The 15,033-nt window shown below is 47.0% G+C and carries 18 protein-coding genes; 13 read left to right on the forward strand and 5 right to left on the reverse strand.

The features are described 5' to 3' along the window. Positions 1-42: 42 nt before the first annotated feature. Both QUB56_RS05315 and QUB56_RS05320 read left to right on the forward strand, forming a co-directional pair. Complete coding sequence (locus QUB56_RS05315; RefSeq protein ID WP_332953804.1) at positions 43-564, forward strand: tetratricopeptide repeat protein; 522 nt, start codon at positions 43-45, stop codon at positions 562-564. 79 nt (positions 565-643) lie between these two features. Beyond that, positions 644-1,009 (forward strand): hypothetical protein, encoded by a 366-nt coding sequence (locus QUB56_RS05320; protein ID WP_332953806.1) that lies wholly within the window; start codon positions 644-646, stop codon positions 1,007-1,009. Here the strand turns inward: QUB56_RS05320 and QUB56_RS05325 are convergent. Continuing rightward, the gene (locus QUB56_RS05325; protein WP_332953809.1) at positions 1,006-1,191 is read right to left on the reverse strand and encodes a hypothetical protein; all 186 of its coding nucleotides are present in this window, start codon (positions 1,189-1,191) and stop codon (positions 1,006-1,008) included. The two genes, QUB56_RS05320 and QUB56_RS05325, sit on opposite strands and share 4 nt — an antisense overlap. A gap of 59 nt (positions 1,192-1,250) precedes the next feature. Between QUB56_RS05325 and QUB56_RS05330 the strand changes: the two genes are divergently transcribed. The 7 genes from QUB56_RS05330 to QUB56_RS05360 all read left to right on the forward strand — a co-directional run bounded on the left by QUB56_RS05330 (position 1,251) and on the right by QUB56_RS05360 (position 8,309). Beyond that, positions 1,251-2,429 carry a transposase gene (locus tag QUB56_RS05330; protein ID WP_332953810.1) on the forward strand — a complete coding sequence of 393 codons (1,179 nt, stop codon included), beginning with the start codon at positions 1,251-1,253 and terminating at the stop codon, positions 2,427-2,429. Next, entirely contained in the window at positions 2,426-2,740 is a 315-nt protein-coding gene (locus tag QUB56_RS05335) for a hypothetical protein (protein WP_332953811.1), read from the forward strand. Before QUB56_RS05330 ends, QUB56_RS05335 begins: the two co-directional genes overlap by 4 nt. 161 nt (positions 2,741-2,901) lie before the next feature. Then, positions 2,902-4,206: a TldD/PmbA family protein gene (locus tag QUB56_RS05340; protein WP_332953812.1), complete on the forward strand. Its 1,305-nt coding sequence runs from the start codon at positions 2,902-2,904 to the stop codon at positions 4,204-4,206. A 347-nt stretch (positions 4,207-4,553) separates the two neighbouring features. Further along, positions 4,554-5,378 carry a DUF3153 domain-containing protein gene (locus QUB56_RS05345; RefSeq protein ID WP_332953814.1) on the forward strand — a complete coding sequence of 275 codons (825 nt, stop codon included), beginning with the start codon at positions 4,554-4,556 and terminating at the stop codon, positions 5,376-5,378. A gap of 200 nt (positions 5,379-5,578) precedes the next feature. Then, entirely contained in the window at positions 5,579-5,968 is a 390-nt protein-coding gene (locus tag QUB56_RS05350; protein WP_332953815.1) for a lipopolysaccharide assembly protein LapA domain-containing protein, read from the forward strand. A 66-nt stretch (positions 5,969-6,034) separates the two neighbouring features. Then, the gene (locus QUB56_RS05355; RefSeq protein ID WP_332953818.1) at positions 6,035-6,850 is read left to right on the forward strand and encodes a segregation/condensation protein A; all 816 of its coding nucleotides are present in this window, start codon (positions 6,035-6,037) and stop codon (positions 6,848-6,850) included. 295 nt (positions 6,851-7,145) lie between these two features. Further along, the gene (locus QUB56_RS05360; protein WP_332953820.1) at positions 7,146-8,309 is read left to right on the forward strand and encodes an NDP-sugar synthase; all 1,164 of its coding nucleotides are present in this window, start codon (positions 7,146-7,148) and stop codon (positions 8,307-8,309) included. 122 nt (positions 8,310-8,431) lie between these two features. Here QUB56_RS05360 and speA read toward each other — a convergent pair whose 3' ends face one another. Beyond that, complete coding sequence (speA, locus tag QUB56_RS05365; RefSeq protein WP_332953823.1) at positions 8,432-10,441, reverse strand: biosynthetic arginine decarboxylase; 2,010 nt, start codon at positions 10,439-10,441, stop codon at positions 8,432-8,434. A gap of 402 nt (positions 10,442-10,843) precedes the next feature. Between speA and QUB56_RS05370 the strand changes: the two genes are divergently transcribed. Then, positions 10,844-11,110 (forward strand): hypothetical protein, encoded by a 267-nt coding sequence (locus QUB56_RS05370; RefSeq protein WP_332953825.1) that lies wholly within the window; start codon positions 10,844-10,846, stop codon positions 11,108-11,110. Here QUB56_RS05370 and QUB56_RS05375 read toward each other — a convergent pair. From QUB56_RS05375 to QUB56_RS05385, 3 genes are read right to left on the reverse strand one after another with little or no spacing between them, the layout of a single operon-like run. Next, a complete protein-coding gene (locus QUB56_RS05375) occupies positions 11,107-12,258 on the reverse strand; it encodes a helix-turn-helix domain-containing protein (protein WP_332953827.1) in 1,152 nt (383 codons plus the stop codon). The two genes, QUB56_RS05370 and QUB56_RS05375, sit on opposite strands and share 4 nt — an antisense overlap. A gap of 5 nt (positions 12,259-12,263) precedes the next feature. After that, positions 12,264-12,488, reverse strand: coding sequence for a hypothetical protein (locus tag QUB56_RS05380; protein ID WP_332953830.1), 225 nt, complete (start codon positions 12,486-12,488; stop codon positions 12,264-12,266). A 45-nt stretch (positions 12,489-12,533) separates the two neighbouring features. Further along, positions 12,534-13,124 carry a DUF3611 family protein gene (locus QUB56_RS05385; RefSeq protein WP_332953833.1) on the reverse strand — a complete coding sequence of 197 codons (591 nt, stop codon included), beginning with the start codon at positions 13,122-13,124 and terminating at the stop codon, positions 12,534-12,536. 167 nt (positions 13,125-13,291) lie between these two features. On the opposite strand from QUB56_RS05385, the gene QUB56_RS05390 reads away from it, so the two are divergent. From QUB56_RS05390 to QUB56_RS05400, 3 genes are all read left to right on the forward strand, one after another. Further along, positions 13,292-13,462 (forward strand): hypothetical protein, encoded by a 171-nt coding sequence (locus tag QUB56_RS05390; RefSeq protein WP_172186391.1) that lies wholly within the window; start codon positions 13,292-13,294, stop codon positions 13,460-13,462. 359 nt (positions 13,463-13,821) lie between these two features. Then, complete coding sequence (locus QUB56_RS05395) at positions 13,822-14,115, forward strand: hypothetical protein (protein ID WP_332953837.1); 294 nt, start codon at positions 13,822-13,824, stop codon at positions 14,113-14,115. Positions 14,116-14,219: 104 nt separating this feature from the next. After that, positions 14,220-14,648 carry a heavy metal-responsive transcriptional regulator gene (locus QUB56_RS05400; RefSeq protein WP_332953839.1) on the forward strand — a complete coding sequence of 143 codons (429 nt, stop codon included), beginning with the start codon at positions 14,220-14,222 and terminating at the stop codon, positions 14,646-14,648. Positions 14,649-15,033 lie beyond the last annotated feature (385 nt).

The raw sequence follows: 15,033 nt of genomic DNA on the forward strand, positions 1-15,033 counted from the left end.
GGGGAATTAAGGAAGTAATATTTGTGAATTGGGTGGGTGCTCGTGACTTCAGAAAAGTTAGAAATTGTTCAAACTGAGTACCAAGCTGGGCAAGTAGCTTTTGAGAGTGGCCGATATGCTCAAGCTGTGCAGAGTTTAGAAACAGCTACCGGTTTAGTCGATCGAAATTCCCGGTTGGGCGGTGAGGTGCAGATGTGGCTAGTGACAGCCTACGAAGCCTCGGGCAATACAGAAAGGGCGATCGAGCTTTGCCGTGCCCTCACCCGCCATCCCCGCCAAGAAACCCGCCAGCAAGCAAAGCGCTTGCTGTACATTCTCGAAGCTCCCAAACTCACTATCCCTCCTGAATGGATGGTGAAAATCCCTGATTTGGCAGCTTTAGATGAAAATCAATCAATCAGTTTTCAAGCCAATCCGAACGCTGATATCAAGTACGCTAAACCCAAGCCCGCCGTACCAGAACCCGTAGATTTGAGCCAGGTTAATACGAAAGATAATAGGTTTATTTGGGTGGCGTTAATTGCGATCGGGCTAATTTTAGGCGGCTTATTTCTTAGTTATTAATCATTTTTTCCTTCGCACAAACTCTATCTCTAGGGTGCGCCTGGCCGCGCACCTTACCCCGACTGAGAAAAGTTAAGCAATGCCTTTTAGCAATTATAAAAGTATCAGCGCGGTCGCCAAAGAATTCCAAATTAATTGCCTGCGGGATAATTTCATTGTCGAAACAGAATTTGCAGTCAGCGAAGTTTTTCGGAATGAATTAGAATTGATTTTCAATGAAGGAGTATTTGACAACTCGGAAATCGCCATTTGTGAAAATATCATTTATCCTGTATTAAAAGAAGTTTGGAAAAATTATCGAAGTAATTTTCTCCTCTGGAGTCACCAAACCTTAGTCTATAATGAGAATCTGTCAGGAATTCCCGATTATATATTGGCGAAGCGCTCACCCCTCGGCACAGTAGTTTTTGACCAAGATAATGGGATACAAGCCCCGTCCTTCTAGGACGGCTTTTTATTTACTAAATTGCGCCCAAACTCCTCTATCAACTCACTAACGCTAATCCCTCTAATGCGAGCTTCTACTTTCATAGTCTCCCAAGCCGTAGGGGTTAATACTACTGTTTTTTTTGTTTTCACCTCATCATGCAAAATTGGTATATTTTTTAATCGTTTTTTGCTTGCCATATTTAGATATGCCGTATATACTAGAGCTATAGTATCAAACAACAGGAGGTGATTCAATAGTGTTAGTGCTGGAGTACAAAGCAGTGGTTAAATCCAGTCAAGCCAAGTTGATAGACGAAGCTATTCGTACAAGTCAGTTTGTGCGTAACAAGGTATTGCGTTATTGGATGGATAATCGCGGTTTGGGCAAAAAAGAACTGTACCAGTATAACACTCAACTACGAGCAGAATTCGACTTTGTTAAGGACTTAAACAGCCATGCCTGTCAAGCATCGGTTGAGAATGTAGAACGCGCAATTAACAAGTTTTTCGATAACTGCAAAAAGAAAAAACCTGGGAAGAAAGGTTATCCAAGGTTCAAAAAGAATTGTCGTTCTGTTGAGTACAAGCAATCGGGATGGAAGTTGAACCCATCAAAACGTCGTATTAACTTCATCGATAAAAAAGGTATTGGTGAGGTTAAATTGCTGGGGAAATGGGATATTCACACCTACCCAGTTGAGTTAATCAAACGGGTTCGTATGGTGCGTCGTGCTGATGGGTACTACGTGCAATTTTGCGTCAAGGTTGATAACCAGCAATCTTACCCCGTAACTACATCTGAAGTCGGGATTGATGTTGGCTTGGAATATTTCTATTCCGACAGCAACGGCAATCATGAAGAGAACCCGCGATATCTCCGCCCAGCCGAGAAAGATATCAAACGGGTGCAACGCAAAATATATAAAAAGAAAAAGGGGTCATCTGGCAGAAAAAAAGCGCGTGGTATTTATGCTCGGAAACATTTGAAAGTAACAAGACAAAGGAATGAACATGCGAAGAGACTCGCACGTAACTTATGCCTAGCTAACGCTAAGGTCGTCTTGGAAGATTTGAATATTTCCGGCTTGGTAAAAAACCACAAACTAGCCAAGAGTATCGTTGATGCGTCTTGGTATAACTTCCGCCAATGGCTCGAATACTTTGGCACGAAATTTGGACGGGAAATAATCGCAGTACCTCCACATTTCACAAGTCAGGAATGCTCAAAGTGTGGCGCTAAAGTGCAAAAGTCTTTGAGTACCCGTACCCATTCTTGTCCGCATTGCGGTCACGTCGAACAACGCGATGTGAATGCAGCCAAGGTAATTTTAAGTCGTGCAAACGCTAGGGAAGGGCATCCCCAAAGTAACGCTAGTGGAGTTGTAGCCTCTACCTCTGTTGGTCGTAAGACCTGCAAAGGCAAGCAACGACTGTGAAACTAGAATCCCCGCACCTTCAGGTCGGGGAGTGTCAAAAGCCCTATTTCATATTAGTTGAAGCCAAGAAAGAGAGCGCATTTGATGAAGGATGGGGGCAGTGTTTGGCAGAAATGATCGCCGTGCAGCGACTTAACAATGAACCAGAACAAACTATCTTTGGTAGTGTTTCTAATGGGGCAATGTGGCAGTTTGGCAAGCTCAAATTAGAAAGGTTTACTCAAAATAAATTTTTCTATACAATTCAGGAGTTAGAGCGACTGTTGGCAGCCGTTAACTATGTTTTTAAACAGTGTGAATTACAATTATAGAACTTGCGCCTCTTTATACAGCACTTACGCATAAACTCTACTTGTAGGGTACGCTCTTGGCGCGCACCTTACTACTACAGATAGTGTCAAAATAGACTCATTCCGCGTAACTCCTGTAGTTGCTAAAATAAAAAAAAGACCAAACCAGAAAGGCGATTATTGTGAGCGATTCAACCATAGAGCAGATTTTGAAATTGGCATCTCAACGCGCCGATGCCGCTGAAGTATACTACCTGTCGAGTCAAGACACCCCCATAGAATTTGAAAACAATCGCCTCAAATCCCTGCAAACCAAAGCACTGCAAGGCGTAGCACTCCGGCTGATTTCGCACGGCAAAATCGGTTTTGCTAGTTCCACAGATTTAACGCGGATAGATGATTTAGTAGATGCAGCGATTCAAACAGCCGAAATCGGCGACCCCGCAGAATTTGAACTCGCCTCCAACTTCCACCTAAAAGGCCCGGAAACCACCTACAGTCCACCCACAACTCAAGAATTAGTCGAAAACGGCAAAAACCTCATCGAGCAAGTTCACGCCTACAATCCCGATATTATGGTAGATGTCGGCTTTCACGTCCGCAGCGGCAGAGTGAAAATTGCCACCACGCAAGACCTGTATGCCGAAAGAAGCAGCCAAATAGTCAGCGGCTCGATCGCAGGAAATTTGGTACAGGGAGAAGACTTTATGCAAGCATACAGTTACGACCTAGCGCGCGATCGTCCCCTAGACACCAACAGCATCCTCCAATCACTCCTCGAAAAATACCGCCTCGCCGAACAATCAGCCACCATCACCAGCGGTTCCTACCCAGTATTATTTACCCCCAGAGCCGCCGCTAGCACCCTCGGCAGCTTATTTGATACCATCCTTTCTGGTCAAACAGTAGTTCAAAAAGCCTCTCCCCTAGCCGACAAAATCGGCGAAACCTTATTTGACACACGCTTTACCTTTTTTGAAGACCCCACTTTAGGCCCTTCTGCTTGTCCCTTTGACGACGAAGGTACGCCCACCACCCGCAAAATCTTGATAGACAAAGGTACAGTCACCGGATTTTATTGGGATCGCAGGTGGGCCGCTCGCGCCGGTGTACAATCGACCGGCAACGGTTTTCGTGGCGGATTGTCTCGCCCAGGCCCTGATTTGACTAACTTTTGCATTTCCCCAGGAAATACCGCCACTCAAGACTTGATAGCTAGCATGGACGAAGGTCTAATAGTAGAGCAGGTTTTAGGAGCAGGTCAGTCCAATCAGTTAGCTGGCGAATTTTCTGTCAATTTGGACTTAGGCTATAAAGTAGAAAAAGGCAAAATTGTCGGCCGCGTCAAGAATACAATGGTGGCAGGCAGCATTTTTGAAGCCTTTAAAAATTTGGCAGATTTGAGCAGCGAAGCCGAATGGGTAGGCGGTGCGGCATATTTGCCGAGTATGCTGTTTCAACATTTGGGTGTAGCTTCCAGACAATAAGTTCAGTGCGGTTAATTTACTCGTTACCAGGCTCTGCCTGGTAATACATATCGTGAGGCTCTGCCTCGAATTTGGATGAAAGCTTGCGAGGCAAAGCCTCTGGACATGGGTTCCCAGGCAAAGCCTAGGAACCAGTTAAATTTAGTCATTACCAGGCTCTGCCTGGTAATACATATCGTGAGGCTCTGCCTCGAATTTGGATGAAAGCTTGCGAGGCAAAGCCTCTGGACATGGGTTCCCAGGCAGAGCCTAGGAACCAGTTAAAACGTGCAAAACATAGAAACAGTGTCAGCAATTCAACGCTTTGCTAATTCATGCAAATAGGTAAAAATAGGGAAAAATGTATAATGAAAGAGCAAAATGTCAAGGATGGAACTGGGAAGAAGAAAAAGAATTTTTTCTTTCTTTTACCTTTGGTTTTTTGCCTTTTAACTCTAGTGACTGGATGCGTTCAGTACGATGTCGGGGTGAACTTTGAGAGTCAAACTCGCGGCGAAATCGTGCAGCACATTAAACTAGGGGAAAGGTTGACGAGCTTCAGCAGCGAAACAGTTGCAGAGTGGTTGAAAAGCGTAGAACGCAGGGTGAGGTTGCTGGACGGAAAAACTAAACGGCTTTCTCAGACAGAAATTCTCGTGAGGATTCCTTTCAATAATGGAGCCGAGTTGCAAGACAAGTTCAACCAATTTTACAATCCGATCGCACAAACAGCAAAATCTCGGGTTGCAAGTCCCCTAGAAACCGATTTGCCGAAGTTTGAATCTCACCTGAATGTCAAGCAGAATAATTTGTTATTGGTGCTGCGAAATCGGTTGAGTTTGGAATTGGATTTACGCTCTCTTTCTCTGCTTTCTTCCAACGGCAGTCTGATGCTGAGTCCGGGGGGACTTTTGGAGCTAGACTTTAGCTTGAACACGCCTTGGGGCGCAAAAAGTATTGAAACTGTCGCCGGTGCGCTGGTTCCCGAAAGCTATCAGCAGGGCAAACAGTTAGTTTGGAAGCTCAAACCCGGGGAAACTAACTATTTGGAGGCGATATTCTGGATTCCCAGTCCCGTAGGAATTGGGGCGCTGATTATTGCCTTCTTTGTGGCGGCGGGCATTGCTTTGAAATATCAAATATTGCCAGCGCTGGGAATCGGCAAGAAACCGCAAAACATCGGTCAAACCTAAAGAGGATATGTCCGGCAGGGGCGGGTCAACCAATCTCTTCAATCAACTCTCAGAGCTCCAATAAACCCGCCCATCCCCGGATATTATAGTTAATTGACCAGATGCGATCTTATCAAAAAAACTGGCAGGATATGCCAAAAAACAGTTGACAAAGGGTTAAGAATTTGCTTAACCTGAATTGAGAATTAGGAACAGAGAAAATGCGAGCGCTAAATTTCTTCTTCATCTTTCTGATTTGCTTGGCTCTAGTATTTTTCAGCATCGAAAATACACAGCCGACCGCCATACAAGTTATTAAAGGCGTCCAAGTTAAAGCTCCGCTGTGCGTAGAACTAATTGTAGCGACCGGATTGGGAGCAATTCTAGCCTGGCTGTTCAGTCTGTGGTCGAGAATGCAGCGAACCCTCGCGTCGCGCCAAGAACTGCGCCAAGTTCGCGAAAAAGAGCAGCGGATTCAGGAATTAGAACAAGATCTCGAACGCTATAAAGCAGAAGTAGAAGCGAAACAACCTTTGTTAGAAAGTGCAGAAACGATAAGTTTAGAAATAGCAGCAAATGAGGGTACAACTGCTGAAATGACCGCCAATTAACTTGATATGCTCTCTCGTTTTCCCCGAAGCAAAATCTAAAATCTAAAATCTAAAATCTAAAATCGAATGGCCGTTTCCCAAGACCAAAATGGCTTAGAAACGATTTCCGAGGGGATCGCAATTTTAATTGACCTAGCAGAACGGGGAGAAATCGATCCTTGGGACGTTAAGGTAATTGAAGTGTTCGATCGATGTTTGAGCAAGCTTACGAACGCCTGCGATGCCGATCCGAGTAAGGATTTCTCCGATTTATCCCACTCCGGCCAAGCGTTTTTGTACGCTTCAATGCTGGTGTTGCTCAAAGCAGAAAGTATCGTCCTCTCAGAACCCCCCGCCAATCCCGACTCGGCCGACGAGCCGGCACTCGAAGACGCAGAGCACTCAGGAGGGCGACACTTGCCTCAGCATTTGGAGCGGCAATTGCGCCGTCGCGGTGTAGCTCAACTACCGCAAAAACGCCCGGTTACTCTCCCAGAAATGATTGAGCAGTTACAGCTCATGAAAGCAGCAATGGAGCAGACAGTTACCCCCCGGCGTCGCCCTACCTCAAAAATGCGATCGCAAGCAGCCCAGGCTATCTTTGACCTAGCTCACCAAGAAAACCTCGTAGAAACCGCTAGCGAACTCGAACGGTTTCTGGCTCAGCGGGGTCCGGAAATAGACGAGGGTTGGCTCGACTTGGACAAATTGCTCGAACTCTGGCATCATAACGATTTGCACTCTCCTGTCAACCCAGACCTCCCGGTATCGACTGGGGAAGTTCACTTGTCAAATTATGACCGCGTGGGCATTTTTTGGGCGCTGTTACTGCTGTCGGCTCAGTCTAAAGTAGAGTTGCTTCAAGAGGAGTTTTACCAAGACCTCAAAATCCGGGCGCTTTGAGCTTGGAGCGGCCTGTGATCGGGTTTCGGGGCGGGTTTTCCAGTCTCTCGAACTCTTGAGAGACTGGTAAACCCGCCCCCCGACGGCAATTGTACCTGCATTCACCCGGACTTGATATTATTCCTGATTTCTGGTTAGTTAAATCTAGGTAAATTAGGAATAAATGATTGATAGCCTGGTACGATGTGGCCTATAAACAGGTCAGGATTTTGCCGCGATGGATCGATTCGATCGCAACCGCTAGCATCTAATAGTTGAGCTGATATCACTTAACACAGGGTTGAGGAAGTTAATAATGAAAGCGATGATTCTGGCGGCCGGTAAAGGCACTCGCGTCCGTCCCATTACTCAGACAATACCCAAACCGATGATTCCCATCCTGCAAAAGCCAGTGATGGAGTTTTTGGTTGAATTGCTCCGCCAGCACGGATTTGACCAGATTATGGTCAATGTTTCCCACCTCGCAGACGTGATTGAAAACTACTTCCGCGACGGTCAAAAGTTTGGGGTACAAATTGCCTATTCTTTTGAAGGGCGGATTGAGGAGGGAAAAATGATTGGAGAGGCTCTCGGTTCAGCTGGTGGCATGAAACGGATTCAGGACTTCTCGCCGTTTTTTGACGATACTTTCGTGGTCCTGTGCGGCGACGCTTTGATTGACTTAGACTTGACTGCTGCTGTAAAGTGGCATCGGGAAAAAGGGGCGATTGCTACTATTGTTATGAAATCGGTTCCCCGCGAGGAGGTTCCCAGTTACGGAGTGGTTGTAACAGACGATTCTGGCAAAATTAAAGCTTTCCAAGAAAAACCTTCTGTAGAGGAAGCTCTGAGTACCGACATTAACACTGGTATTTATATTTTTGAACCGGAAATATTCAAATACATCCCTTCGGGCCAGGAGTACGATATCGGTTCGCAGTTATTCCCCGCGCTAGTAGCAGAAGGCGCGCCTTTTTACGGGATTAGCATGGAATTTGAGTGGGTAGATATCGGCAAAGTTCCTGACTATTGGCGGGCAATTCAGAGCGTGCTGCTGGGACAAGTTAAAAATGTTTCGATTCCGGGAATTGAAGTGCGCCCCGGCATTTACACTGGTTTGAATGTAGCTGTCAACTGGGATAAGGTTGATATTACTGGGCCTGTTTACATTGGGGGGATGACGATCATTGAGGATGGAGCAAAAATTGTCGGCCCGACAATGATCGGCCCAAATTGTTGGCTGTGCACTGGCGCGACTGTGGAAAACAGCGTGATTTTTGAGTATTCCCGTTTGGGTTCCGATGTGCGGTTGGTTGATAAACTGGTGTTCGGGCGCTACTGCGTTGATAAAACCGGGGCTGCGATCGATTTGCAAGCGGCGGCTCTCGATTGGCTGATTACTGACGCTCGCCAAGTTTTACCGACTCAACACGGAGAAGAGCGGCGCGCGATATCGGAAATTCTCGGTCATGGTGAATAATTGCTAATTGCTAATTGCTAATTGCTAATTACTCAAGGTAAGGTGCGCAGTGCGCACCCTACTTTTACAGTTATTATCTCACCTTTCAATTCTGGTAAGGTGCTTAGGTTGCACCCTACATTTTAAGACTGAAGATAAGTATATTGGCTGAGACTGCGCTCATAATTTTGCAGCAAAAGTTGGGACTCGGAAAGAGTAATTTTATTTTGCTGCAAAGCTTCTTCTGTCTGACGGCGGATGCTTTCAACCAAACTTTCTGGATCGTACTGTACGTAGCTGAGGACTTCTTTCATAGTGTCTCCTTTCACAACGTGTTCGATCTGATAGCCAGAAGGCGTTAGCTGAATGTGAACTGCATTTGCATCGCCGAATAAGTTGTGAAGGTTGCCCATAATTTCTTGATAAGCACCTCCCAAAAATAGCGCCAAATAGTAAGGTTCTCCAGGTTTGAGAGGATGCAGTTCCAAAACCGACTTCACATCTCGCAAATCAATAAATTGGTCGATTTTGCCGTCGCTGTCGCAGGTGAGATCGGCTAAAATACCGCGCTGAGTTGGTTCTTCGTCGAGTCTGTTAATTGGCATAATTGGGAACAATTGGTTAATTGCCCAACTATCCGGTACTGACTGGAAAACAGATAAGTTGATGTAATAAATGGATGCCATCACCTTTTCTAAGTCTTCCAAATCCTCGGATACATATTCTTTTTGTCGCGCGATCCCTTGTATTTTATTGCAGCAAGCCCAGTACAACTGTTCGGTTTTCGCCCGTTCCGCAATTCCCAAATAGCCTAAGTTAAATAAACTGACTGCTTCTTCCTTGAATTGGATAGCATCGTGATAAACTTCTTGGTAATTTTCGGGAGTGATAGATTGGTAAATTTCGTAGAGATTGCGCGGAATTTGGTGCGCGTTTTCGTCTACTGGTTCTGGTACTTCTCTGGGGACATCGCTAGTACCGAGTACGTCAAAAACTAACACTGATTGGTGAGAAGCGATCGCCCGCCCGCTTTCGCTAATGATAATTGGTACCTGGATTTTCCGCTCGTCGCAGGCATCTTTCACTCCCGCTACTACGTCGTTAGCGTAGTTTTGCATATTGTAGTTTTTGGAAGCGTGGAAGTTTGTTTTAGAGCCGTCGTAGTCAACGCCGAGTCCGCCACCTACGTCCAAGTAGTTCATATTAGCTCCCAATTTAGCTAATTCTACATAAATGTGGCTGGCTTCTCGAATGGCGTCTTTAATGACGCTAATTGAGGAAATTTGAGAGCCGATGTGGAAGTGCAGTAATTGCAAACAATCGAGCATTCCAGCTTTTTCTAGTTCGCCGACTGCGCGGATAATTTCAGGAATTGTCAAGCCAAATTTTGCTCGATCGCCCGTGGAGCCTCCCCAGCGGCCAACGCCTTTGGTAGTGAGTTTGGCTCGCACTCCCAAAATCGGTTTAATTCCTAATGCAATGCTCGCGGCGATTGCGAGTTCTACTTCCTCAATTTGCTCCAGCACAATTACGGAAGTTTGCCCTAGCCGCTGCGCCAAAATAGCAGTTTCGATGTATTCCCTGTCTTTGTAACCGTTACAAATTAACAAAGCGCCTGGAGTTTTTAAAGTCGCCAAAGCTATCATTAATTCAGGTTTCGAGCCGGCTTCCAATCCGAAGTGATGGGGTTGACCGAATCGCACCAAATCTTGAATTAATTGTCTGTGCTGGTTGCATTTGACTGGAAAAACACCGCGATAGACATTTTTGTAATTGTAGCGAGCGATCGCTCTGGCAAAACACGAATTTAAGCGCTCGATCCGGTCTTCCAAAATATCAGAAAATCGAATCAGGAGGGGCAAAGCCAAATTTCGTTGTTTGAGGGATTCTACCAGTTCGCATAAGTCGAGGGAACCGCCGCGATCGCCCTTGGGAGAGACTGTAACGTGACCGGCTGCATTGATCGAAAAATACGGTTCGCCCCAACCTTGAATTCGGTAGAGTTTCTCACTATCTTCTATTGTCCAAGATTTTTGTGGCAGTGGAGCCACCGTTATCAAAGCACTGTCAGGTGCTGCCAAACTCGTGACTGTTGGGGACTGAGTAGATAGCGGATCGAGATCGGAGAAAGCAGCGGTGGCTGGGGAACTCATCTTATCAGAAACCTCTTTTAGCAGTGGTCAAATAGATAGTTTATCGCACATATCGAGTTTCCTGATGCAGTTTAAAATTCACTTTGGGTGCCAGGCTGGACGATTTGAGAAAACAGATGTGAGATTTGACTCCACAGATCGATGAAAGTGGCAGATTGAACTAAAATTTAAATCGCGCTCGCCCTCCACCACTCATCAAGAAAATGGGTGTGAAACCCCGTCTTTCTAAGACGGCTTTTTAATGCACGGTACAATATTTATGGTCGCCGGTCCACCTGGACAATAGAGACATAAAGCCTAACACCAAAGCCGACGAGACTCGCAGCGGCGAAGAAAAATTGGCACGCCAGGATAAGCGTCAGGGGTGGCAAACCTCCCTGAATCACGTTAACTGAATAAGCATTGCTTTGTTTCCTTTTTTTTGCGGTGGGACACACCGTGGAGCGTCTGTGGAGCGAACGTAAGACCAAATCTCTTTCTTTCTTCAGCAGCAGTTGCTATGAAGCAGAAACCCAAATAGTGATGTTTGGGAATTCCCGTACCTTTGGCGTGGGGGAGGATGTCAAATATTCAAGCAAGTATCTATATGCAGGTAAGCCAGGAAACCGGGTTTCTGAGACGGAACCTAGGCGAGGAGTATTGTCGGGCGATCCGCCCGACACACACTAACCAAAAATCACCTCCGGCGGCGCCATATCAGCCCCCACAATCATTCTCCCGTCATTGCTAGACTGCTTCAAACCTGGTTGAGGTGCTTTTTCTTGGCTTTTCTGAGCCGGTGCAACTGAGGCGGGCGGTGTCACCTGGGTTTGAGGTACTGCCTGTGCTCCTGGCATCAGGGGTTGCTGCGACAGCCAACCCAAACCCCCTACAGCCCCAGCCATCAAAGCGGTGTAGCCGATGTACAAATGCACTGGACGCATTTGAAAGCTTTGGGCTGACTCGGAATCGGAAACAGACAAATACATACTGGGAATTGGGCTCGGAGCGGGTTTGGGCAAAGCATTCGCCATCGCGCTACCGTCTAGTCCCAAGGCGTCGCCGAGCCTGCGGATAAAACCTCTAACGTAAATATCTTGGGGTAGTTTCTCGATTTCCCCATTTTCGATCGCTTCGATGTGGTGCAGCGGCACGAGAGTTTGACTGTGGAGTTGTTGGAGGGATAGGGAGCGAATTTGCCGTCCCTTGCGCAATTCTCTACCCAACTCCCGCAGGCACTCTTCTCGCTGTTGAACTGCTTTTGCTGCTTCTTCTTCCTTGGTGAGTTTTTTCGGCTTCTTGGGAAAACCGAACCCTGGGAAGGATTTTCCGGAGACGGTGACAGTTTCCGGTGCAGCCGACTCGATTTTATTTTCGTCTTGGGGCGCTTGCTTGCTGTCTTCAGAATTGTTACTCTCTGGAGCGGAATTTTCAGTGTCGGATTCTGTTTTGGCGGGTGATTCCACAATAGCGCTGCGCCAATAGAAGACAGGAACAGGTTCTGGTAGCTCCAATTGTGTAAATTCTGCCTCCGTCCCAAGGGCGGGGCTGACAGTAGCCCAATTCTCTTGGGCTAGTTGCAGGTCAATTTTGTTTTCTTTGGGAAACAGGTCAAATGCCAGCTTGACGGCTTCTCTGCTAACTGCTCTAATTAAAATTTCGGCAGCGGAGGCTGCCGATCCCAACATTGTTTGCAAGCTAGCTAGAGCCTGGCTATAGGTGTCGCTACAGAGGAGTTCAGCTTCTATTTGGCTGAGGACAGAACGAAAATTTTCTTGAGGAATTTCAATAGTTGCGTGATCTGTCACCCCAAAATAAGCCTCGGGTTTCAGTGCCATGATATTTATCTTGTCTTACTAGAAGGTATCTGAGTACGTTCTTCGACAGCTTGGCCGTGATTCCGGATGTCGGTTGGGGGAGAGTGCCAGATGGGGAGAGTGTTCGAGTGGGGGAGAGTGTCCGGTGCCCGATGCCCGATGCCCGATGCCCGATTCCCGATGCCCGATGCCCGATTCCCGATTCCCGATTCCCGATTCCCGATTCCCGATTCCCAATTCCCGATTCCCAATTCCCGATTCCCGATGCCTGATGCCCGATACCCGATGCCAATTTTCTATTGCTTGTGAATGCGATCGAGCAACCAAAGAGCCCCGAAAATCCCGACAAAGTGGGCAACAGTGGCGTGAGTATTGGCGAGTACCACAAATATGTCTAGCGGCTGAATAAATCGGCCCAAATCGACTGCGGCGCCGAACAATGCTTGGGGCTGAGCTAGAGATTTGGCTAAAAGCGTGCCGCTGATGGCTTCTGCGCCGATCAGCGTCAGCAGCATTCCTGACAAGTTGCTGAAAAGTGCCAGCCGCACCTCTTTGATGGTGTCTGCTTTTTTGGGGCGGACAGCGTTAGCGGGCGATCGCAGTTGTCTCGACAAGCGGGTGAAGCGGAAAGAGCGATATACGCTGTAAGCGAGTACGGCCAGCCCGCAAATGGCAAAAAATACGCCGCCGCCGGTGCCGGCACTGTTTGAACTCCCAGCGGCGGTATCCCTGGGGATGGCGAAGGGGATGGCAAAGAGCAAAATGATCGCCGCTACCACCCCTAGCACTAACTGTACCCAGAAGCAAACCCAGCCTGTTGTACGAAGGGCAAAGGCTACTCGCTGTACGGCGACAGGAAGCTTATCGTTATCTAGCTGATTAGTCATATTTTGAGCGGGTATAATTAAGTGGCTTTAGTGGGCAGCAGTTTTTTATCTTCGGGAACGGTTGACGGCGGTTAACCCTCTTTATAATATAAGTAGCAATGTTTAAGAATTGTAACTAACATTGGATTTCACATTTGAATAGCGTCGATCGCAAGGTACCCAAAGCAATGACACAACTACAACCCACCGTCACTCCCAAACTGGAACAGCCAAAGTTTGGCTTCAACAGCTACGCGGAACGCCTTAACGGTCGAGCCGCGATGATCGGTTTTTCTTTAACTTTAATTATCGAGTATGTCACAGGGCAGGGGTTGCTGTCCTGGTTAGGTCTCAACTAATTTTAGCAATGGCGCGGTCAGCCTCACACTTTGTTTTGACTCGAACCGCAGCGGGTGTCACTTCTGCTGACCGCGACAAATTCGGGAATTGATTAAAATATTAATTACAGACAAGCCGAGCGACTTCTGTGTCAAGAGAGCTCGGTTCCCCGAATCTAAGAGCTGGCTTTTGGAGGTATTGTATATCGTGTGGAATTTTGATTTGACAAGCTTGGCAATTTGGCCTCGCTCCCGTACAATTCCCCACAGGCGAGAAGATTAATTTAGGTGAAGCTAGTCTGCCTTGCTAGAAATCCCGATCGTTCCGCCAACTCTAAGTTTTAGAGATTGTAAATAAATATAGAACAGAGTAAAACCAAATGAATGCTTCGTGGACGCGACTTTTGAGGTCAGCTTACCGTAGAGAGCCAATTACCAGCTTTGTTGTGACAGTGGGCGTTGTCGATGTAGCGATCGGCAGCATCGGTGCGAGTGGCTCTTTATTGGCTTTTGGGCTGGGTACCGCTGGGGTAGCGATGGCTCTGCGCTGGTGGCAAATTTACCGCTCAGGAGCCGAACAACCCGCACCTGCTGCGGAATACTATCTTCCTCCTCAGTCTTCTCGGCCCCAGTTGCCCGTGCTTAACGTGTCTAAAAAAAATCCTCCTTATTAAGATTACCGGGCAATGGCGATGGGGCGAGGTGGCGATCGACTCTCTGCATCTGATGCAGTAAAAGATAGGGCAAGAAAAGTCTTTCGATCTGGGATGCTTGGTTTATGAATATTTCTGTTGCCGAGAAACTGTACAGAATTGGTTCCGTAGCTGCCTGTAGCGGTTTGTCGGTGAAAACTGTTCGTTACTATGAGGAGATGGGCTTGCTGTCTCCTGCGGTGGAGCGATCGCCCGCTGGTTATCGCTTGTTTGGCGAAACGGTATTCAACAGGTTAGCGTTTATTAAACGATCTCAGACTCTGGGTTTGAGCCTTCAGGAGATTAAGGATATTTTACAAGTTCGCGATCGCGGAGAGTTGCCTTGCTCTGAAGCGAAGCAGCATCTAACGGCGAAGGTAGAGGAAATTTCCGTGCAAATTGCAGCCTTAGAAACTTTGAAGGGGGAGTTGCAAGGCATTCTCAACTGCTGGGAAGAGCAACCCTCGCCGGAGTCCATTACTCGCACGATTTGTCCGAACATTCAGCGGGACTGAGTAGCAGAAAGATACAAAATAAGGGAAGGAACTATCGGTTTCCTTCCCTTGATGGTTTTGTTGGTGGTTTTGTTTGTGCTTTGGTCGATCGTTTGGTCGATCGTGTTGAACTTTTAACTGTTTTCGCAGAGTTTGCTGTTGCTTTTTGAGTTGCCGAGCCCTGGCTGAGCCGCCTTTGCCTTTGGAGTTTCTGCCCTCGCTGCGGGGAGACTCCCAACTTTTTAGTCTCATGTTTTTAATTATTTGCACTACTTTTATAATACACTGACGCAATTTCACTGTCAAGTATTTTTTAGACAGATGTTGGCTAAGGAATGAGAATTAAATAACTTCCACTCTTGAAAGTGGGATGGGCGTCCCGCCCGTCCAAAAAGGACGGGCGGGA

The organism is Microcoleus sp. AR_TQ3_B6, from assembly GCF_036702785.1.
Taxonomy (GTDB): Bacteria; Cyanobacteriota; Cyanobacteriia; order Cyanobacteriales; family Microcoleaceae; genus Microcoleus.

Excerpts from the sequence above, each read along its gene's own strand:
- QUB56_RS05385 (WP_332953833.1), bottom strand. The coding sequence starts at position 13,124 with ATGACTAATCAGCTAGATAACGATAAGCTTCCTGTCGCCGTACAGCGA.
- QUB56_RS05400 (WP_332953839.1), top strand. The coding sequence starts at position 14,220 with ATGAATATTTCTGTTGCCGAGAAACTGTACAGAATTGGTTCCGTAGCT.
- QUB56_RS05320 (WP_332953806.1), top strand. The coding sequence starts at position 644 with ATGCCTTTTAGCAATTATAAAAGTATCAGCGCGGTCGCCAAAGAATTC.
- QUB56_RS05345 (WP_332953814.1), top strand. The coding sequence starts at position 4,554 with ATGAAAGAGCAAAATGTCAAGGATGGAACTGGGAAGAAGAAAAAGAAT.
- QUB56_RS05375 (WP_332953827.1), bottom strand. The coding sequence starts at position 12,258 with ATGGCACTGAAACCCGAGGCTTATTTTGGGGTGACAGATCACGCAACT.
- QUB56_RS05355 (WP_332953818.1), top strand. The coding sequence starts at position 6,035 with ATGGCCGTTTCCCAAGACCAAAATGGCTTAGAAACGATTTCCGAGGGG.
- QUB56_RS05390 (WP_172186391.1), top strand. The coding sequence starts at position 13,292 with ATGACACAACTACAACCCACCGTCACTCCCAAACTGGAACAGCCAAAG.
- QUB56_RS05360 (WP_332953820.1), top strand. The coding sequence starts at position 7,146 with ATGAAAGCGATGATTCTGGCGGCCGGTAAAGGCACTCGCGTCCGTCCC.
- QUB56_RS05395 (WP_332953837.1), top strand. The coding sequence starts at position 13,822 with ATGAATGCTTCGTGGACGCGACTTTTGAGGTCAGCTTACCGTAGAGAG.
- speA (WP_332953823.1), bottom strand. The coding sequence starts at position 10,441 with ATGAGTTCCCCAGCCACCGCTGCTTTCTCCGATCTCGATCCGCTATCT.
- QUB56_RS05325 (WP_332953809.1), bottom strand. The coding sequence starts at position 1,191 with ATGGCAAGCAAAAAACGATTAAAAAATATACCAATTTTGCATGATGAG.
- QUB56_RS05350 (WP_332953815.1), top strand. The coding sequence starts at position 5,579 with ATGCGAGCGCTAAATTTCTTCTTCATCTTTCTGATTTGCTTGGCTCTA.